A 17,694-nucleotide genomic window follows, 5' to 3' on the forward strand; every position below is an offset into this window, starting at 1 on the left:
AGCCGATAATGAGCTTTCCGGGACGAAGGGGCGGGGGATGCGCAGATCCAGGGGTGCGGAGTTAGGCCGGGCGCGGGTGGCCGCGCTCATCACATCGGCGGCGGTGGCCGTGTCCGGCTGCTCCGGGGGCGGCCAGGTGGGGGCCGGGGGCCCGGGGAAGGCCGCCGCCCGCGCACCGGGGGTGCACAGCTGGAGCGGCAGCCCGTGCGAACTGCTCGCGGGCGCGCCGCTCGCCCGGGGGTTCGCCGTCGGCACGACCACCGATTCCGCCGACCCCGACGCCCGGGAGGACATCGGCGAGAACGGTGCCCGGCCCCGCTACCGGCAGACGGGCTGCCTGGCCGATCTCACGGGTCCGGACGGGGCGTCGTGGAGGCTCAGCACGACCGCCGCCGTGTACGAGGACGCCGGGCCCGCCCGCCACGCGTACCGCGTCAAGGAAGACCTCGACCGGGCGCACGGGCGCGGGGCGGAGCGGGTGCACGACGCCGCGTACGCGAAACCGGCCGACGGCCAGGGACGCCCCGGCCGCACGCTCCTCCTGTGGAACGGCGACCTCCTGCTCTCGGTGACCGCGTACGGCCCGTACGGGAGCGAGGAACACGAGGTGCGCGACCGCCTCGGGGCCATCGTCGAGAACACCGCCCGCCGCATGGAGGACCAGCTGCGCGATCGCGACGCCCCCTCCCCCACGGCATCCTGACGGGCGGGCAGGCGGCCTCAGTCCTCCGGGCCGGTGTTCGCCACCCGGTCGAGCCACTCCTTCATCAGCGCCGCCTCGGCGGTGCTGAGCCCCGCCCCCTGCGCCTCGCGGAGCAACGCGCTCAACCGCGCTGCCGCCGAGGGGACTTCGGCCTCATCCGGTGTACCCGCCGCCGCGTCCGGGGTGAGGATCGAGGCGTGTACGGCGTCGCGCACCCGGCGGGAGAGGCCGGGGTCGTCGAAGGTCGCGGGGCGGGCGACCAGCATCAGCGCCACCCCCACCGTGGCCGACATGACCATCTGGGCGGCGAGCTCGGGCGCGACCCGTATCCGGCCCTGGGCGGCGGCGCGTTCCAGGTCCCGGGTCAGGATGCGGTGCGACTCCAGCGCCGCGGCGGGCGGCGTCCGCATCGCCGGTGAGTTCATCAGGCGGTAGAGGTTCGGGTTGCGGACGGCGAACTCGACATGGCTGTCCCAGCCGCGGCGCAGGTCCTCCACGGGGTCCGCGCTCGCCTCGCGCTCACGCTTCGTCGCGAGATACTGCTCGAAGCCGTGGTCGACGACGGCCGACAGGAGCCCTTCCTTGTCCCCGAAGTGGCGGTAGAGAGCGGGGGCCCCGACCTGGGCCGCCTCGCACACGGCGCGCGTGGAGATGTCGCCGTCGGGTGAGTCGCCGACCAGCCGGGCGGCGACCTGGAGGATGCGGGTCCGTGTGCTCGTGGTGCTGCTCATCGGACGGACGCTATCAAGGCGGGGCACGGTGCTCAGACGATGCCGCCGTTGGCCCGCAGGACCTGGCCGTTGACCCAGCGGGCGGGGCCGGCGAGGAACGAGACCACCTCGGCTATGTCCTGCGGGGTCCCGAGGCGCTCCAGCGGGGGCTGGGCGGCCATCCGCGCGACGGTCTCCTCGTCCTTGCCGTCCAGGAAGAGGGCGGTGGCGGTCGGCCCGGGGGCGACGGCGTTGACCGTGATGTCCCGGCCGCGCAGCTCACGGGCGAGGATCAGGGTCATCGCCTCGACGGCCCCCTTGGTGGCGGCGTAGGCGGTGTATCCGGGCAGGGCGAGCGACAGCACGGAGCTGGAGAAGTTGATGACGGCCCCGCCGGCCCGGACCCTGCGCGCGGCCTGCTGGTCGACGACGAAGGTGCCGCGGAGGTTGGTGCGGATCATCCGGTCGAGCGCGTCGAGGCCGAGCTCGGCCAGCGGGGCGAGCGTCATCACGCCGGCGGCGTGCACGACCACGTCGACACCTCCGTACGCCTTCTCCGCGGCGTCGAAGAGCCCGGCGACGGCGGCCTCGTCGGCCACATCCGCCTGATGGGCGATCGCCTCGCCGCCTGCGGCGGTGATGGCGGCGACGGCCTCTTCCGCCTCGTCCTTGCTGCCCGCGTAGGTGACGACGACCGCGAGGCCGTCGGCGGCGAGCCGCTCAGCGCTCTCCCGGCCGATGCCCCGGGATCCCCCGGTGACCACGGCCACGCGGCGAAGGGCGCCGGCGTCGGGCACGGTCTGGGTCTGGGTCTGGGTCTGGGTCTGTTCGGTCATGACATCGCTCCTGGCTACAGGGGTCGCGGCGGTTCCGTGAAACCCGACGAAATCAACGCTAACATCACAACGTTAGCGACGCTACCTCTGCTGGCCCCCGGATCCGTAGCAGTGCTACCCCTCCGCCGGACCCGGAAGAAACGACAGAACCCGCCGGAGACACCCCGGCGGGTTCTGTACGGAGCGCGGGCGGTCAGCCCACGGGCGTCGCCACGCGGCGGGCGTCGGCACCGTTCCCGGAGACCAGCAGCCGTTCCGTGAGATAGCCGAAGATCAGGCCGAACCCGGCCCAGAACGTGGTCTGGACGGCGAGCGTGGAGAGCCGGAACTTCCACAGCAGGCCGGCCGGGAAGTCCTTGCCGACCTCGTCGAACGAGGGCAGGAAGGCGTAGGCGAGGCCGATCGCCAGGACGAAGCCCGCGGCCGCCGCGATGGTCGCGTTCCAGTTGCCCAGGGCCGGTGCGAGCCGCTTGCCGATGATCACGGCGGCGACGGCCAGCAGCAGGCTGAGCGCGACCATCAGGAAGAACAGGGTGGTGCGCTTCCCGATGGTGTCGGGGTTGCCGACGGCCGGCGGGTTCGCCGGGTACTTCAGGAACGGCACGACGTAGACGGTGAGGAGGGCCGCTCCCGCGATCAGCGCGGCGGTGGCCCGCGGGCCGAAGTTGCCGATGCGGCCCAGCGCGTAAGTGAACACGAGGGCGGCGATGCCGCCCACCGCGACGCCGAAGACCAGGAGTGCGGTGGCGAGGCCACCGGTCGCCTGCATGGTGCGGCTGACCAGTTCCTCTTCCTCGCCGCCGCCACCGCCGCCGTGGGCGGCGTGGCTGTGGGCCTCTTCGATGGCGATAGCGGCGTCCACCTGGGACTCGCCGAGGAAGTACGCGACGGCGAGGGCCAGCGCACCCGCGATCACGCCCGCGATCATGCCGCGCACGAGCAGAGATCTGACAGATATGGAGTTCACGAGACTTTCCCTGTTTCCCTTGTTCCTTCGCTGAACCGGATGGAGCGGGTGGCTCAGTGGCAGGGGAAACCGAGCAGGTGACGGCCGTCGTGGACCCATTCGTGGACGCCTTCGCCCGAGATGAGGGCGGTGGCGCCCTGCTCGGCACCGACGAAGTACAGCAGTACGAGCGCCAGGATGCCGACGAAGACCGCCCAGGGGGCAAGGGCCTTGGCCGAGATCGGAACGATGGCGGGTGCCCCGGTTGCGGGAGCGGCGGACTGCGCCATGGCGGAACCTCCTGTGGGAACACGCGTCCCTGTCGTGGTGCATCGGACGAAGGTGCTGGGTCTGACTTCCCGCACAGGTGCGGTACACAGTGGCGCGACCGTGCCGGACTCTCACCGGACTTCCGTCACACCCTCGTCAAGTTCGACGTGACCATACCGCCTGTACGCAGGCGCCGCCATGGTGCAATCTGCGGAGCTTCGGGCCTCGAATCGCCTGCCGGTCACGGGCGTTGGGGCCGCCACGGAACGACATGAGGCAGGAACATGACAGTACGGGTGATGTTGGTCTCACCGGCGATGAACGCGGCGCTGCGGGAGGCCCGTTTCGACGGCGATGCCCCGCTGGACCGGGCCGGGGAGCGGAGCGCGCGGGCGGCGGCCGGCACCGTGCCGAGATCCGGCGCGGTGCTGACCGGGCCGTCCGAGCGCTGCCTCGGCACGGCCGCCGCCCTCGGTCTCGCCGCCCGCGCCGAACCGGCGCTCACGGGCTGGGACCTCGGACGCTGGAGCGGGCGCCGCCTCGACGAGGTGGGCGCCGCCGAACCCGCCGCGGTGGCCGCCTGGATCGGCGACCCGTCGGCGGCCCCGCACGGGGGCGAGTCGCTGCGGGCGCTGGTGGAGCGGGTGGGCGGCTGGCTGGACGGGACCGGCGGCGGGGGCGGGGCCAGCGCCGGGGATGGGACCGGTGCCGGGGACGGGACCGGCGGCGCGGATCGGCGCGATGCCGGGGACGCGCTCGACGCGAGGGACGGGAGCGTCCTCGCGGTCGCCGAGCCCGCCGTCGTACGAGCTGCCGTCGTGCACGCGCTCGCGCTGCCGGTGGAGGCGTTCTGGCGGCTGGATGTCGCACCCCTCGTCCTCACGGAGCTGAGCGGCCGGTCGGGCCGGTGGAACGTCCGGCTGGGACGGCCGCTCGCCGCGCCGGAGGGACCTCAGAGGCCCGCCACGCCGGAGGGGACCTGAGAGTCCCGCCGCGCCGGAGGGACCCTGAGAGTCGCTTCTCAGGAATCCCGCCAGTCGGGCCGTAGCAGCACCGCCGTGGCGACGATGCCGTCCTCCACGCGCCACCTGCCGTCCAGCACCGGCGGCAGGGCCGGATCGGTGCGCAGCAGCCGGGCGGTGAAGGTGCCGCTGGCCGCCCCACCACCCGCCCCGCCGCCCGCCCGGTCGTCCTCCCGGTGGAACGTCAGATCCGCCTCGTCGAAGTCCAGCTCGGTCAGGGTGAGCGGGTACCAGGTCTTGAAGACGCTCTCCTTGGCGCTGAACAGCAGCCGGTCCCAGTGGATCCCGCCCGCCGCGTCCGCCTCGCCGGCTCGCGGCCCGGCGAACCGTTCGCGCTCCGAGGGGCGCACCACCAACTCCCCGACGCCTTCCGGCAGCGGGGCGTGCGGCTCGGCGTCGACGCCGAGCGACAGCACGTCCGCCGCGCGCGCCAGCGCCGCGGCCCGGTACCCGTCGCAGTGCGTGAGGCTGCCGACGATCCCCTCGGGCCACAGGGGCATGCCGCGCTTGCCGTGGAGCACCGCGACGGGTTCGAGCCCGAGCCCGCCCATGGCCCGCCGTGCGCAGGCCCGCGCGGCCGCGAAGTCGTTCCGGCGTTTGGGCACGCTCCGGGCGACCAGCGCCTCCTCCTCGGGGAACAGGGTTCCGTCCGGCACGCTCTCCTCACGCGTCGCGGCGCAGGAGACGTAGGCGGGCAGCAGATTCTCGATCACCGGGAGCCTCCGGAGGTGGCGCTGCCGGTACGGGCGGGGGGCGCGGACTCCGCCTCGTACGGGAGGATCTGGCGCAGGAGGCCGCGCGGGTGGCCCCGTTCGCGCCACTCCCTCGGGTAGCCGATGGAGACCTCCTCGAAGCGCACGTCGTCGTACCAGGTCGTACGGGGGATGTGGAGGTGCCCGTACACGACGGCCGTGACGTTGAACCGGCGGTGCCAGTCGGCGGTGAGTTCGGTGCCGCACCACTGGGCGAACTCCGGGTACCACATGATCGACGTGGGCTCCCGGACCAGCGGCCAGTGCCCCGCGAGGACGAGCGGGATCTGCGGGTCGTGCGCGGCGAGCCTGCGCTCCGTCTCGGCGACCCGGGCCCGGCACCAGTCGTCGCGGGTCGGGTACGGGTCGGGGTGGAGGAGGTATTCGTCGTTGCAGACGATGCCGGACTCGTGGGCGACGGCCAGCGACTCCTCCTTCGTGTGCGTCCCCGGGGCGCGGAAGGTGTAGTCGTACAGGAGGAACAGCGGCGCGATCGCGACCGGTCCCTCGGGGCCCGGCCACAGCGGGAACGGGTCCTCGGGGGTGATCACGCCGAGCTCGCGGCAGAGCTCGACGAGGTGCTCGTACCGGGCCTGGCCGCGCAGCTGTACGGGATCCTTGTCCAGGGTCCACAGTTCGTGGTTGCCGGGCGTCCATATCACCTGGGCGAAACGCTCCGCGAGGAGGCCGAGCGCCCACCGGATGTCGTCGGGGCGCTCCGCCACGTCGCCCGCGACGATGAGCCAGTCCGCGTCGGACGTGGGGTGGAGGGACTCCACGATGGGCCGGTTGTCGGTGACCGCCGCGTGGAGGTCGCTCACGGCCAGCAGGCGTCCGGTCCCGCGCGGGGCCGGAGCGCCGCCGGGCGACGGAACGGCTGAAAGGGCACCGGTCGGTGCGGGATCGCTCGGAGCGGTCATGTGCGCTGGTTCCCCGTTCGGTCGGCCGTCGTCCGGCTCCGTCCTCGAGGGTGTCGGGGCCGCTGGAAACGTAGCCTCTCATGAGCCTCCGACAGTCGCCCCGGGGTTCGCCCACAAGCCCCTCACGCCCCGTCAGCCCCCCCTTCGCCCCGAGCCTGCGACGGGGTCAGCGGCGCTCCTGCGCACGGCGCTTGTTCAGTTCCTCCACCGCCCCGAGCGCGTCGCCGACGGTCGTGTAGTCGACCGCGACGAAGTTCACCGGACTGTCACGCTCGGCCTCGCAGGCGCGCGCCCGCTCCAGCAGCCAGTCACGGGAGTTGATCCGGCCCGCGTCCAGCCGGCTGCCGCCGCCGTTCGTGACGAAGTGGTTGAGCAGGAAGAGGCGTTTGCCGGTGCCGCCCCGGTTCGGTGCGCAGCTCATTTCTCCGGGGCTGCGGAAGGCGAAGGGGGTCTCCATCCCGTACCGGTAGAAGTTGCGGTACCAGGGCGCCGGGCCGTCCGCCTTCTCGGCGAACACCACCAGCCGGCGGCCGCTGTCGATCATGTCCTCCAGCGTGGGCCACGGCTCGTCGGGGTCCTCCGACGGGGTGTGGAGCAGGTCGTCGAGCCCCGCCCGGCGGAACGCCTCCGCGGTCTCCCCGGCGCCGATGTCGTCCTGGACGATCAGCGTCACGATCTCGGTGGGGTGGGCGCGCAGCCAGGCGCCGATGTCCTCCAGGGCCGGGCCCAGTTCGATCGCGCCGGCCCGGCAGACGCTGTGGCAGAGCCAGAGGCCCTCGCGCGGCGGGTTGGCCTTGTCGATCGCGGCGGAGATCAGCCGGCGCTGCTCGGGCGTGAACTCGGGGTCGTCGAGCCGGGCGGCGACGTCCTGCGGGCTCTCCCAGTGGTACGTGTCCAGCATGAGCGCCCGGACCCCGGTGTCGAGCTGGGTCGTGATGTCGGGGTCCTGGAGGGGGCCGATGAACCGGTCGGCGGTGGTGGACATGGCGTTGTGGGCGGTGAGGTGGGCGACCTCGTCGTACCGCAGCTCGCAGAGTTCGGTGCCGCCCTGGCAGCGGCGGGGCGCGGACGGGGCGAGTACGGGCGGGACGAGCAGGGCGCCCGCCAGCGCGGCGCAGGTCACACCCGCGGCCACCCCCCGTACGGCGGTGGGCGTGGGCAGCGTGCGCGGGCGCACCAGGAAGGCCCAGCCGGTGGCGGTGAGGAGGGCCCCGCCGACGAGGGCGGTGAGGGCGGCGGTCAGGCCGGAGGCCACGGCCTGGTCCACGGCGTTGCGCTGGAGGTCCTCGGCGAGGGCGGTGACGCTCGGCGGCCAGGAGGCCGGGACGGTGAGGAACCGGCCCCCGGTGACCCACCGGGTCAGCAGGACGGCCGCCGCCGCGAGGATCCCGCCGCAGGCGACCGCCTGTCCCAACACCATCAGCCGCCTGGCGGAGACGCGGGGGCCGGTGGTCCAGAGGACGGCGAGGGAGGTCAGAGCGAGGGCGGTGGCGAGGATCTGGAGGTACGTCAGCCACCGCACCCGCTCGCGCGCCTGCTCCAGGGCGTCGAGGTCGTTGCCCGCCGCCGTCAGGGTCGCGGTGAGGTCCCACGTACCCCCTTGGAGGGTGGTGCGCAGGTCGGCGGCGGCGGTCCGCGATCCGTCGGCGAGTGCGGCGGCCGCGGTCGTCGCCAGCGCGGTCGATACGTCGCCCCTGCCGAGGGCCACTTCGAGTTCCGGGCGCAGCTCCGTCCGGTCCTGCTCGGGCACCAGCCGAAGCAGGGCGTCGGTGGCGCGGGCCGCCTGGTCGTCGGTGAGCGGCAGGGCGGGCAGCGTGGGCGCGCGGCCTTCCCTGAGGGCTTCGAGCGAGGTGGTGAGGTCGTCGGTGAACCGGGCGAAGTCCGGTTCCTCCTGGCCTTGGAGGTTGGCGACCAGGTCGCCGAAGTAGATACGGGCGAGCTCGGCCAGGTTCCGCAGCACCGGGTCGAGGTCCACGGTCAGCCGCAGTTCGTCGGTGTCGCCGCGCAGGTAGTCGGTGAGCGCGTGGATCTGCTGGTCGGTCAGGGAACGGACCGTCTCCGGCGGCAGGGCGACCTTGATGTTGGAGGTCACCAGGGCCTCAGGCACCGGCAGGTGGGCGAGGAGGTCGCGGGTGACCGGCGCGATCGCGGGGTCGACGAGCACCTCGCTGTAGAGCCGGTCGTACGCCGACTCCTCGTCCAGGACCGACCGGTAGTAGCCCGGCGACAGGACGGTGGCGCGGACCGTCGAGGTGAGCGCCACCGTCAGCACGCTCAGCGCGGCCAGCGCGAAGGCCACCGCACGCACCACACACACCACACGTACCGCCCGCCGGGCCCGGCCCGGGGACATGGGGCCGGGCTCCGGGGGAAACGGGTACTCCATCGGCGCGGCGATCACTCACTCAGCCTATGCGGATTATCAGCTTTTATGCATGAATGATGAGATTCATGCAGTGAGGAGCTCCGCCGTGCACTCCGTCCACCTGGCCGTGCTGATGACGAGTCACAACAGGCGCGCGCGGACCCTGTCGGCGCTGAGCGCCCTGGAGCGCCAGCAGGGTCTTCCGGCCCACGCCACGCTGGGTGTGCACCTGGTGGACGCAGGCTCCACCGACGGTACTCCGGAGGCCGTCCGCCTCCGCCATCCGTCCGTCGAGGTGATGTCGGTGGGCGCGGACGTCCCCCGTAACCAGGCGATGCGCATCGCCAGCCGCAACAGCCGCAGCGGCGGGGGCGGCGGCGGGTCTCACCGCGGCAGACCGGGCGGCCCGAGCCACCGGTGGACGCATCAGCTATGGCTGGACGACGGGGTCGAGCTGTACCCGGACGCCCTCGCCCGGCTCATGGGCGCCGCGGACGTGGTCGGGGCCGGGGCGGTCGTCGTCGGGGCGGTCCGGGGCGCGGACGGGGCCACGGTGTACTCGGGGCGGCGCGGCCGGTCCCTGACGCTCGTGGAGCCCGGCGGGGAGCGGCCCGAGCCGTGCGACACGTACGACGGCCGGGTGGTGCTGCTCTCGCGGGCCGCGTACGACCTGGTCGGGGACATCGACAAGGTCTTCCGCCACCGGATGGGCGACTACGACCACGGGTTCCGCGCCCGGCGGGCCGGGGTGCCCGCGTTCGTCGCGCCGTGGCCCGTCGGCGTGTGCGCGGAGGGGCCGGACGTCCCCGGCTCCAGGGAGCCGGGGATCGGGGTGCGGGAGGCGCTGCGCCGGGTGACCTCCGTGACCGAGCTGCCGCCGCGCCAGTGGTGGGTGTACTGCCTGCGCCACACATGGCCGTGGGCGCCGCTCCTGATGGTGTCGCCGTACGCGCGGACGGCGGCCCGGGCGACGGTCGGGCGGTGGCGGGCGTGAGCCGCGCCCGGGTCGTGGCGGGCGTGAGCGGCGCCCGGGTCGTGGCGGGCGTGATGAGCGCGGCCTGCGGCCTTCGGGTCAGCTCCGGTCGGCGGTGACGCCTACGGCCGGTCGGCCGGTGGGCGGCGGGGGCACGGTGGGCCGGCCGGCCGGGGTCCTGGCCGGCTCGGCGGCCGCCGGGGCGGGGGGCGTGGGGGTTACGGCCGGCGCAGGGGTGCCGGGGGCCGGGCGGCGGGTGCCGGTCCTGGGCGGAGCCACGTACGCCGGGATCCTCAGCAGGGCGAGGACGGCCAGGGCGCTGCCGACCGGCGGTACGAGGGCGAGGACGGGGTGCAGCACGCCCGCGTACACCAGCGTGCCGATCACCACCGCCACGCCCGCCCACAGGCCGAGGACGACGGCCGCCCCGGGCACGGTGACGCGGATCCGGCGCAGGCGGTGCGTGATGTGGTCGCCGCCGTTCCGGAGCAGGGGGCGCGAGGCGCGGCGGCGGGAGGTCAGGACGAGGGCGGTGTCGGCGAGGGCGACGGTCGCGAGGACGGGCAGCGCGGCCCAGGCGGCGCGCTCCGGCGGGGCCGCCACCTGGATGAGCGCGCCGGAGGAGGCGAGGACGAAGCCGGTGAAGAGCGAGGCGCAGGCGCCGGGGCGGATGCGCGCGGGGTGCCAGTTGTGCAGCAGGAAGCCGATGAGCCCGGCGAGCAGGACGGCAGGCAGCAGGGCGAGCCCGGACCGGCCGTCGACGGCCGCACAGGCGAGCAGCCCGGCGGCGGTGACGGCGCCGACGGCCGCCAGGGCCCCGTCGGAGGTGTCGAGCAGGGCGAAGGCCTGCGTGACGGCGACGATCCAGATCACGGCCAGGACGCCCGCCACCGGCGACAGACCGGCCAGGCACACGGCGAGCGTGGCGGCGGCCGTCTGGACCGCCACCCGCAGGGGGACGCCGAGCGGCCGCACATCATGGACGAGCCCCAGGGCGGCGACGACCCCGGCCCCGGCCAGCAGTCCGGTGACGGCCCGTCCCCCCTCGCCCGCCGCTCCGAGCCCCGAGCCGGCGGCGGCGGCCGTACCGACGCCGATGACGACCGTCGCGCCGCCCAGTCTGCGCACCACCCCGGCACGCGCGGGGCGCACGCCTGGCTCACGGCCGATACCGGAGCGGAGCGCCGTACGGCGGACGCCCTTGGCGAGTGCGACCGTGATGAACAGCGCGGCCACAGCGGAGGCGATGATCCCAAGCACGTTCACCTGCCCTGCCTTTCCTCGTTCGTGAACAGCGGCGCGCGGGGCGCCGGGCGACCGGTGGAACGCGGCGGCCCGGCGCTCGTCCGGCTGCGGTGTCGGGGGGCGTGGGACGCCGGTCGAGCGGCGGTTCTCCCCAACCTACGGGGCCGATGTCCCTATTCACCCTGAATAACACGAAAAAGGCGTTGATTCCCTGATCTCGTGACCGGGACGGTGCGGGAGGGCTGAGGGCTGAGGGCTGAGGACCGGCCCCCCGCGCCTCAGGAGGTGTGCAGGGCCTCCCGGCTGTCCCGGCCGTCCACGTACGTCGTCACGATCTCGATGTCCCCGATCCGCGCGGGGTCCACGCGGTGCGGGTCGTCGCCGAGGACCACCAAGTCGGCGCGCTTACCCGGAGAGAGGGTGCCCGCCGTGTCGTCCCAGCGGCAGGCGCGGGCACCGGCGACCGTGTAGGCGCGTACGGCCTCGCCGACGTCGATCCCCTCGTCCGCGCCGATGATCCGGCCGGAGACGGAGGCCCGCTCGACCATGAACTGGATCGCCCGCAGCGGGGAGCCGTCGGTGACGGGCCGGTCGGAGGAGCCGACGAGGGTGACGCCGTGGTCCAGGAACCCCCGGCCGCGATACATCCAGCCGGCCCGCCGCTCCCCCATCACCGTCGCGTAGTCGTCGCCGAAGTACCGCAGGAAGTTGGGCTGGACCACCGCGCTCACGCCGAGCTCGGCGAAGCGGGGTAGCTGGTCGGGGCGGATGAGTCCGGCGTGTTCGATGCGGTGGCGGGCGTCGGGCCGGGGCTTGAGCTTCTGGGCGCGCTCCAGGGCGTCCAGGGCGAGGTCGGCGGCGCGGTCCCCGATGGCGTGGACGGCGAGCTGCCAGCCGGCGAGGTGGCCGTCGACGATGAGGCGGGTGAGCCGGTCGGGGTCGTCCTGGAACCGGCCGGTGTTGCCGTCCGTTCCTTCGTACGGGGAGGTGAGCGCGGCCGTGCGCGCCATCATGCCGCCGTCGGTGTAGATCTTCAGGGCGCCGAGCGAGAGCCAGTCGTCGCCCAATCCGGTGCGCAGGCCGAGGTCCAGGGCCTGGGTGAAGCCGTCGTCGGGGTGGGACGCGCGGGTACGGAGGGTGTCGCCGGACGCCATGAGCTGGACGCGCAGAGGCAGTCGGCCCCGGTCGCGCAGCAGTTGGTAGGCGCCGAGTTCGACGGGGCTGTGGCCCAGCAGCCCGCCGCCGATGCCCGCCTCGGCGCAGGCGGTGAAGCCCTCGGTGAGGCAGGCGCGGGCGGCGTGCTCGATCGCGTCGGCGAGCTCTTCCTGGGAGTACGGCAGCCGCAGCCGGCGGGCGGCAGTCATGGCGCTCTCGGCGAGGAAGCCATTCTCGTGCTCCACGCCTGCGGGCAGCAGGTCCAGGACGGCGGTGTTGACGACGCAGGCGTGTCCGGAGTCGTGCATCAGGAGGATCTTGCGGCCGCGGCTGACCCGGTCCAGTTCGGCGGCGGTCAGATGGCGGCCCAGGGCCCGCTGGTCGTAACCGGCGATATCCAGCCAGGCGCCGGGGGGTGCGGGCCGGTCGGCGGCCTCGTCCACGACGGCGAGGATGTCCTCGATCCGCGTGCACGGGGCGATGCTCGGTGTACGGGCCTTCAACCCGGCCCAGGCCAGGTGGACATGGCTGTCGATGAAGCCGGGCAGCACGGTGGCGCCCTGGAGGTCGACCACCTCGCGGGCCGGGAGAGCGGTGACCGCCTCGTCCACGCCGACGATCCGGCCACGCCAGATACCGAGGTCGTGGGCGACGGGGTGGTGCGGGTCGAGCGTGAGGATGCGGGCGTTCGTCAGCCTCGTACAGAGCATGGGAGGTCCCTCCCCGTCGCGGTCGGACCCACGGCGCGCAGCCGGAGAGCGGGCCGGGCCAAGCTAACCCGCGCGCCCCCACCTGTCGACATGAGGGGGTGATTCCGGCCGTCCTGATCCTCTCAACCTCGCTGTGAATCATGGGCCGTTGTGCTCTTAGGTAAGGCTTGCTTTACTGAGTCGCCGGTCATCGCTCTTCCAAGGAGGCACCTCCATGCGGGTCGTCATGTTCGGTTACCAGACCTGGGGCCACCGCACCCTGCAAGCCCTGCTGGACTCCGAGCACGACGTGGTCACGGTGGTGACGCACCCGAAGAGCGAGCACGCCTACGAGAAGATCTGGAGCGACTCGGTGGCCGACCTCGCGGAGAAGCACGGGATCCCCGTGATCATCCGCAACCGGCCGGACGGTGAACTGGTGGAACGCCTCAATGAGGTGGCCCCCGACATCATCGTCGCCAACAACTGGCGGACGTGGATGCCGCCGGAGATCTACAACCTGCCGGTCCACGGCACGCTGAACATCCACGACTCCCTGCTGCCCGCCTACGCGGGCTTCTCGCCGCTGATCTGGGCGCTCATCAACGGCGAGCCGGAAGTCGGCGTCACGGCCCACCTGATGGACGAGGAGCTGGACGCGGGCGACATCGTCATCCAGCGTTCGGTGGCCGTCGGTCCGACCGACACCACCACCGATCTCTTCCACCGTACGGTCGACCTCATCGCCCCGGTCACCACCGAGGCGCTGGGCCTGATCGCCTCGGGGCAGACCGAGTTCACCCGGCAGGACCGGTCGAAGGCCAGCTTCTTCCACAAGCGGGCCGAGGAGGACATCCGTATCGACTGGACCTGGCCGGCGCAGGACCTGGAGCGCCTGATCCGCGCCCAGTCCGCTCCCTACCCGAGCGCCTTCACCTTCCACAAGGGGCAGCGGCTCGAAGTCCTCTCCGCTGTCGTGTCCGAGGGCCGCTACGGCGGCACCCCGGGCCGGATCTTCTACCGCGAGGGCGACGGCGTCGTGATCGTCGCCGGAGCCGATGCCCGAACCGGCCGCAACCACGGTCTGGCCATCACCCGCGTACGGACCGGTGACGGCCGGGAACTTCCCGCGACCGAGTACTTCACCTCGATGGGCGGCTATCTCACCGGCCGCCCCTGACGATCGGGACCCTCACCCATGCGTACCGCACGTGCCCGGCACTACCTCATGTGCCGGCCCACCTACTTCGACGTGGTCTACTCCATCAACCCGTGGATGGACCCGAAGAAGCCCGTCGACACTCCGCTGGCCATCGCCCAGTGGGAGCGACTGCGCGAGGTCTACCTGAGCCTCGGGCACACCGTCGACACCATCGAACCCGTCCGCGGACTCCCCGACATGGTCTTCGCCGCCAACGGCGCCACGGTCGTCGACGGGCGCGCCCTCGTGGCCCGCTTCCGTGACGCCGAGCGGATCGCCGAGGGTCCGGCGTACCACGACTGGCTGCGCGACAACGGCTTCCCCGACCTGCGCACGGCGAGCGTGGTCAACGAAGGGGAGGGCGACTACCTGCTCGTGGGCGACCTCCTGCTCGCCGGTACGGGGTTCCGCAGCGATCCCCGTTCCCACGACGAGGCCCAGGAGTTCTTCGGCCGCCCGGTGATCGGGCTGACCCTGGTGGACCCCGACTACTACCACCTGGACACGGCCCTCACCGTGCTGGACGAGAAGACGATCGCCTACTACCCGGGGGCCTTCTCCCCCGGCAGCCTCTCGGTGCTGCGACGCCTCTTCCCGGACGCCGTGCTCGCCTCGGACCAGGACGCGGCGGTGTTCGGGCTGAACGCCACGTCGGACGGGCTGAACGTGGTCCTGCCGCAGAACGCCACAGGCCTCGCCGGGCAACTCCGTGACCGCGGGTTCCGCCCGGTCGGTGTGGACCTGTCCGAACTCCTCAAGGCGGGCGGCAGCGTGAAGTGCTGCACGCTGGAGCTCCGGCCGGCGCGCTGACCGACCACTCCCGACGCCCCTGCCCAGGTCGACGACCTGGGCGGGGGCTTGGGCGGGGGTCAGGCCTATCCCTGGGTGATGTTGACCATCCAGGTGATCCCGAACCGGTCCACGAGTGCGCCCGCCTCGTCACCCCATGCCTGCTTCTCCAGAGGCATGGTCACCGTGCCGCCGACGGACAACGTCTCGAAGTGGCCGCGCAGTTCGTCGTCGTCACCCCCCAGGTGGACCGCGACATCGCTGCCCGGGCGGTACGGCACCCCTTCCGGCACGTCCCAGCCCATCAGCGTGTATCCGCCCGGGGTGTCGAGCCGGGCGTGCATGACCTTGTCGGCGCCCGGTGCGTCCGCCGAGCCGAAGTCCGCGGCCGTGGCCAGCTCCAGCTCGCCGCCGAACACCTCCCGGTAGAACTCCATCGCCTGCCGCGCGTTCCCGTCGAATGTGATGTACGGGTTGAGTCGGGACCCCATCTGACGCTGCTCCTTCGTGTGGATGAACTGCCGCCTCCGGGCGACACATCGAGCCTCGCAGCGCATCACGACACCTCGTGTCATGTATGGCTCTAGGGTTTTCCCATGCGCGCCGATCGACTGGTCTCCCTGGTTCTGCTGCTGCGCCAGCGCGGCCGGCTCTCCGCGACCGCTCTCGCCCGTGAGCTGGAGGTGTCCACCCGTACGGTGCTGCGCGACATCGAGGCGCTGTCCGCGGCCGGTGTCCCGGTCCACGCCGAACGCGGCCGGTACGGCGGCTTCGCGCTGCTGCCCGGCTTCCGGACCGAGCTCACCGGGCTGAACCACGACGAGGCCCTCGCCCTGCTGGTCGCCGGATCGCGGCGCGGGGCGCAGGCGTTCGGGCTCGGCTCGGCGCTCGCCTCGGCCATGCTCAAGGTGGTCGACGCGCTGCCCGAGAGCCACCGGGACACCGCGGCCGGGGTCGCCGAGCGGTTGCTCATCGACCCCGAGACCGATCTCCTCGCGCGGCGGCTGGACGGTGACGACGTGCCCGACCCGATCGCGGGCGAGGTCCGGCGCGCGGTGTTCGCCGGGCGCAAGCTGCGTATCCGTTACGCGGCGGTGGGCCGGACCCCGCGTTGGCGGACGGTCGACCCGATCGGCCTGGTCACCGTCCGCGAGCAGGGCTACCTGCTGGCCACGAGGTCGGGCGAGGACCGCACGTACCGGCTCTCCCGGATCCTGGCCGCCGAGGAGCTCGCCGAACCGGCCGAGCGGCCGGACAAGGTCGATCTGGAACGGGCCTGGCAGGAACGCGGCACCCGGTTCCGGACCGGTGGCGACCAGGTCACCGCGCTGGTACGGGTGGACCCGGCGCGCCGGGAGGAGCTGGTGGGCACGGCGGTGGCGGTCCTCGCGGAAGGGGCCGACGAAGGCGAAGGAGGCGCAGAAGGCGATGGAGGCGAAGCGGGCGGGTGGCTGCGGCTGGAGGTGACTTTTCAGGACGCGCGACACGCCGAGTGGGTGCTGTGGAAGCTCGCCCCGGACGCGGAGGCCCTGTCCCCGCAGTGGCTGCGTACCGCACTGCGTGACCGGGCCACCGCGCTCGCCGCCCACTACGGGGCGTCCACCGGGTGAGGAACTTGCGGGGTGCGCGGATGGGCCGCACGCTGGAGTAGGCCGCCGGTCCCCTTCCGGGTCGGGCCGAGCCGGACGGGAACGACCAGGTCTCGCGGAAAAGCCGTGGCCAGGACGTGACGGGGAAGGCGGCTGCCGAGCCTACGGCGACAGGCGGCCCGGGATCGAGGAGAGACGATGCGGGACACTCCCGGCGGGCGCCTCACCCACCATGCCCGAGGCGTCCCCCTGCGCGGGCGGGTCGCCGTCGTCACGGGGGCCGCGCGCGGTATCGGTGAAGCCCTCGCGCACAGCCTCTCCGATGCCGGGATGCACGTGGCCCTGATCGGACGGGAGAGGGAGACCCTTCAGGTGGTCGCCGATTCCCTGCCCGGCCGGAGCATCTGCGTCGAGTCCGACGTCACCGACCGTGCGGCACTCGTGGACGCCGCCCTTCGTGTAGAAGCCGGACTCGGCCCCGCGAGCGTGGTCGTGGCCAACGCAGGTATCGCGGTGAGCGGCCCCTTCGACCGTACGGCCGCCGACCTCTGGCAACGGGTCATCGACGTCAACCTCACCGGCTCCGCCAACACCGTCCGCGCTTTCCTGCCCCAGCTCACGGCGGCCCGCGGCTACTTCCTCCAGATCGCTTCCACGGCCGCGTTCGGCGCGGCGCCCATGATGAGCGCCTACTGCGCCTCCAAGGCGGGGGCGGAGTCGTTCGCCCTGGCGCTGCGCGGGGAGCTCGAACCAGACGGGGTCCAGGTCGGCATCGCCTACCTGCACTGGACCGGTACCGACATGCTCACCGGCATCGACGACGACCCCGTCCTGGAGGCCCTGCGGCGCAACCAGCCCCGTCCCGCACGCCGTGTGCACTCCCCCGACCAGGTCGCCCGATGGCTCACCCAGGGCATCGCGGGCCGCGCCCCGCACATCTACGCCCCGCCGTGGCTCCGCTGGTGCCAGCCACTGCGCCCGCTGTTCCCGGCACTCGTCGCCCGGGTCGCCCGGCGCGAGCTACGGGACCGGCCCGGCGAGCGGCTCTCCTCCCCCGTCGAGGTCCTCGGCGCCGGGGGCCGTGCCGACTGGAACTCCTACCAGGCCGCTCCACGCGAACGGTAGGCCGACCCCGGCAGCTCCTGCGGTCCGGTCGATCTCGCGGTGCGGCGGCGACGGGGACGTCGTCTGCTCAGCGCTGAGCGGCCTGCTCCTCCGGCTGGAGACCGGTGTTGTGCTCATGGATCAGGCGGAGTGCCGCCTCCCGGTCGCGTCGTTCGAGAGCGTCCACGAGGTCGCTGTGCAGCTCGTGCCGGTGGGCGATGTAGGGGGCCAGGGGTTCCTCACCGGCCGGGAGCACGGTCAGCGTGTGGGCCTCGATCAGGTCCAGCAGGCTGGAGTAGAGGGAGCTGAGCAGCGCGTCGGGGGGGGGCGCCCCCGTCGGGGGGGGGGCCCCCCCCATTGCGGGGGGGAGACACAACGCGGTAGGATAAAAAAAAAAAAAAGAGGCGCCCAGAATGTGGGTGTTG

General features: G+C 73.1%; 18 protein-coding genes and 1 riboswitch. Of the genes, 7 read left to right on the forward strand and 11 right to left on the reverse strand.

Features of this window, described 5'->3' with window-relative positions; translation table 11 throughout:
• Positions 1-37 precede the first annotated feature (37 nt).
• Positions 38-703 (forward strand): hypothetical protein, encoded by a 666-nt coding sequence (locus ACFWRT_RS04635; protein ID WP_380948698.1) that lies wholly within the window; start codon positions 38-40, stop codon positions 701-703.
• Positions 704-720: 17 nt separating this feature from the next.
• Here ACFWRT_RS04635 and ACFWRT_RS04640 read toward each other — a convergent pair whose 3' ends face one another.
• From ACFWRT_RS04640 to ACFWRT_RS04655, 4 genes are all read right to left on the reverse strand, one after another.
• The gene (locus ACFWRT_RS04640) at positions 721-1,434 is read right to left on the reverse strand and encodes a TetR/AcrR family transcriptional regulator (protein ID WP_380948699.1); all 714 of its coding nucleotides are present in this window, start codon (positions 1,432-1,434) and stop codon (positions 721-723) included.
• 32 nt (positions 1,435-1,466) lie between these two features.
• On the reverse strand, positions 1,467-2,249 hold the full coding sequence (locus ACFWRT_RS04645) for an SDR family oxidoreductase (RefSeq protein WP_380948700.1): 783 nt from the start codon (positions 2,247-2,249) through the stop codon (positions 1,467-1,469).
• Positions 2,250-2,442: 193 nt separating this feature from the next.
• Complete coding sequence (locus ACFWRT_RS04650; RefSeq protein ID WP_380948701.1) at positions 2,443-3,216, reverse strand: CbtA family protein; 774 nt, start codon at positions 3,214-3,216, stop codon at positions 2,443-2,445.
• A gap of 53 nt (positions 3,217-3,269) precedes the next feature.
• A complete protein-coding gene (locus ACFWRT_RS04655; protein WP_018513014.1) occupies positions 3,270-3,485 on the reverse strand; it encodes a CbtB domain-containing protein in 216 nt (71 codons plus the stop codon).
• 45 nt (positions 3,486-3,530) lie between these two features.
• Positions 3,531-3,623: riboswitch (adenosylcobalamin (AdoCbl) riboswitch) on the reverse strand.
• A gap of 126 nt (positions 3,624-3,749) precedes the next feature.
• Between ACFWRT_RS04655 and ACFWRT_RS04660 the strand changes: the two genes are divergently transcribed.
• Entirely contained in the window at positions 3,750-4,448 is a 699-nt protein-coding gene (locus ACFWRT_RS04660) for a histidine phosphatase family protein (protein WP_380948702.1), read from the forward strand.
• Positions 4,449-4,486: 38 nt separating this feature from the next.
• Here ACFWRT_RS04660 and ACFWRT_RS04665 read toward each other — a convergent pair whose 3' ends face one another.
• The 3 genes from ACFWRT_RS04665 to ACFWRT_RS04675 all read right to left on the reverse strand — a co-directional run bounded on the left by ACFWRT_RS04665 (position 4,487) and on the right by ACFWRT_RS04675 (position 8,512).
• Positions 4,487-5,200 (reverse strand): 4'-phosphopantetheinyl transferase family protein, encoded by a 714-nt coding sequence (locus tag ACFWRT_RS04665; RefSeq protein ID WP_380948703.1) that lies wholly within the window; start codon positions 5,198-5,200, stop codon positions 4,487-4,489.
• Positions 5,197-6,159 carry a metallophosphoesterase family protein gene (locus tag ACFWRT_RS04670; protein WP_380948704.1) on the reverse strand — a complete coding sequence of 321 codons (963 nt, stop codon included), beginning with the start codon at positions 6,157-6,159 and terminating at the stop codon, positions 5,197-5,199. The genes ACFWRT_RS04665 and ACFWRT_RS04670 overlap by 4 nt, the downstream gene beginning before the upstream one ends.
• Positions 6,160-6,325: 166 nt before the next feature.
• Complete coding sequence (locus tag ACFWRT_RS04675) at positions 6,326-8,512, reverse strand: hypothetical protein (protein WP_380949002.1); 2,187 nt, start codon at positions 8,510-8,512, stop codon at positions 6,326-6,328.
• Positions 8,513-8,630: 118 nt separating this feature from the next.
• On the opposite strand from ACFWRT_RS04675, the gene ACFWRT_RS04680 reads away from it, so the two are divergent.
• Positions 8,631-9,518, forward strand: coding sequence for a glycosyltransferase family 2 protein (locus ACFWRT_RS04680; RefSeq protein ID WP_380948705.1), 888 nt, complete (start codon positions 8,631-8,633; stop codon positions 9,516-9,518).
• Between the two features lie 78 nt (positions 9,519-9,596).
• On the opposite strand, the gene ACFWRT_RS04685 is transcribed toward ACFWRT_RS04680, so the two are convergent.
• Positions 9,597-10,763, reverse strand: a complete 1,167-nt coding sequence (locus tag ACFWRT_RS04685) for an MraY family glycosyltransferase (RefSeq protein WP_380948706.1) — start codon at positions 10,761-10,763, stop codon at positions 9,597-9,599.
• A 257-nt stretch (positions 10,764-11,020) separates the two neighbouring features.
• Positions 11,021-12,607, reverse strand: coding sequence for an amidohydrolase (locus ACFWRT_RS04690; protein ID WP_380948707.1), 1,587 nt, complete (start codon positions 12,605-12,607; stop codon positions 11,021-11,023).
• Positions 12,608-12,821: 214 nt separating this feature from the next.
• Between ACFWRT_RS04690 and ACFWRT_RS04695 the strand changes: the two genes are divergently transcribed.
• A complete protein-coding gene (locus ACFWRT_RS04695) occupies positions 12,822-13,766 on the forward strand; it encodes a methionyl-tRNA formyltransferase (protein WP_380948708.1) in 945 nt (314 codons plus the stop codon).
• 18 nt (positions 13,767-13,784) lie between these two features.
• The gene (gene ddaH / locus ACFWRT_RS04700; RefSeq protein WP_380948709.1) at positions 13,785-14,597 is read left to right on the forward strand and encodes a dimethylargininase; all 813 of its coding nucleotides are present in this window, start codon (positions 13,785-13,787) and stop codon (positions 14,595-14,597) included.
• Between the two features lie 65 nt (positions 14,598-14,662).
• Here ddaH and ACFWRT_RS04705 read toward each other — a convergent pair whose 3' ends face one another.
• A complete protein-coding gene (locus ACFWRT_RS04705; protein WP_380948710.1) occupies positions 14,663-15,067 on the reverse strand; it encodes a VOC family protein in 405 nt (134 codons plus the stop codon).
• A 105-nt stretch (positions 15,068-15,172) separates the two neighbouring features.
• On the opposite strand from ACFWRT_RS04705, the gene ACFWRT_RS04710 reads away from it, so the two are divergent.
• Both ACFWRT_RS04710 and ACFWRT_RS04715 read left to right on the forward strand, forming a co-directional pair.
• Positions 15,173-16,186, forward strand: a complete 1,014-nt coding sequence (locus tag ACFWRT_RS04710; protein WP_380948711.1) for a helix-turn-helix transcriptional regulator — start codon at positions 15,173-15,175, stop codon at positions 16,184-16,186.
• A gap of 177 nt (positions 16,187-16,363) precedes the next feature.
• A complete protein-coding gene (locus tag ACFWRT_RS04715; RefSeq protein ID WP_380948712.1) occupies positions 16,364-17,290 on the forward strand; it encodes an SDR family oxidoreductase in 927 nt (308 codons plus the stop codon).
• Between the two features lie 67 nt (positions 17,291-17,357).
• On the opposite strand, the gene ACFWRT_RS04720 is transcribed toward ACFWRT_RS04715, so the two are convergent.
• Positions 17,358-17,627 carry a hypothetical protein gene (locus tag ACFWRT_RS04720; protein WP_381121224.1) on the reverse strand — a complete coding sequence of 90 codons (270 nt, stop codon included), beginning with the start codon at positions 17,625-17,627 and terminating at the stop codon, positions 17,358-17,360.
• Positions 17,628-17,694: the final 67 nt, after the last annotated feature.

The organism is Streptomyces cyaneofuscatus, assembly GCF_042718795.1.
Taxonomy (GTDB): domain Bacteria; phylum Actinomycetota; class Actinomycetes; order Streptomycetales; family Streptomycetaceae; genus Streptomyces; species Streptomyces cyaneofuscatus_A.

Excerpts from the sequence above, each read along its gene's own strand:
- ACFWRT_RS04635 (WP_380948698.1), top strand. The coding sequence starts at position 38 with ATGCGCAGATCCAGGGGTGCGGAGTTAGGCCGGGCGCGGGTGGCCGCG.
- ACFWRT_RS04640 (WP_380948699.1), bottom strand. The coding sequence starts at position 1,434 with ATGAGCAGCACCACGAGCACACGGACCCGCATCCTCCAGGTCGCCGCC.
- ACFWRT_RS04645 (WP_380948700.1), bottom strand. The coding sequence starts at position 2,249 with ATGACCGAACAGACCCAGACCCAGACCCAGACCCAGACCGTGCCCGAC.
- ACFWRT_RS04655 (WP_018513014.1), bottom strand. The coding sequence starts at position 3,485 with ATGGCGCAGTCCGCCGCTCCCGCAACCGGGGCACCCGCCATCGTTCCG.
- ACFWRT_RS04660 (WP_380948702.1), top strand. The coding sequence starts at position 3,750 with ATGACAGTACGGGTGATGTTGGTCTCACCGGCGATGAACGCGGCGCTG.
- ACFWRT_RS04670 (WP_380948704.1), bottom strand. The coding sequence starts at position 6,159 with ATGACCGCTCCGAGCGATCCCGCACCGACCGGTGCCCTTTCAGCCGTT.
- ACFWRT_RS04675 (WP_380949002.1), bottom strand. The coding sequence starts at position 8,512 with ATGTCCCCGGGCCGGGCCCGGCGGGCGGTACGTGTGGTGTGTGTGGTG.
- ACFWRT_RS04690 (WP_380948707.1), bottom strand. The coding sequence starts at position 12,607 with ATGCTCTGTACGAGGCTGACGAACGCCCGCATCCTCACGCTCGACCCG.
- ACFWRT_RS04695 (WP_380948708.1), top strand. The coding sequence starts at position 12,822 with ATGCGGGTCGTCATGTTCGGTTACCAGACCTGGGGCCACCGCACCCTG.
- ddaH (WP_380948709.1), top strand. The coding sequence starts at position 13,785 with ATGCGTACCGCACGTGCCCGGCACTACCTCATGTGCCGGCCCACCTAC.
- ACFWRT_RS04705 (WP_380948710.1), bottom strand. The coding sequence starts at position 15,067 with ATGGGGTCCCGACTCAACCCGTACATCACATTCGACGGGAACGCGCGG.
- ACFWRT_RS04710 (WP_380948711.1), top strand. The coding sequence starts at position 15,173 with ATGCGCGCCGATCGACTGGTCTCCCTGGTTCTGCTGCTGCGCCAGCGC.
- ACFWRT_RS04715 (WP_380948712.1), top strand. The coding sequence starts at position 16,364 with ATGCGGGACACTCCCGGCGGGCGCCTCACCCACCATGCCCGAGGCGTC.
- ACFWRT_RS04720 (WP_381121224.1), bottom strand. The coding sequence starts at position 17,627 with ATGGGGGGGGCCCCCCCCCCGACGGGGGCGCCCCCCCCCGACGCGCTG.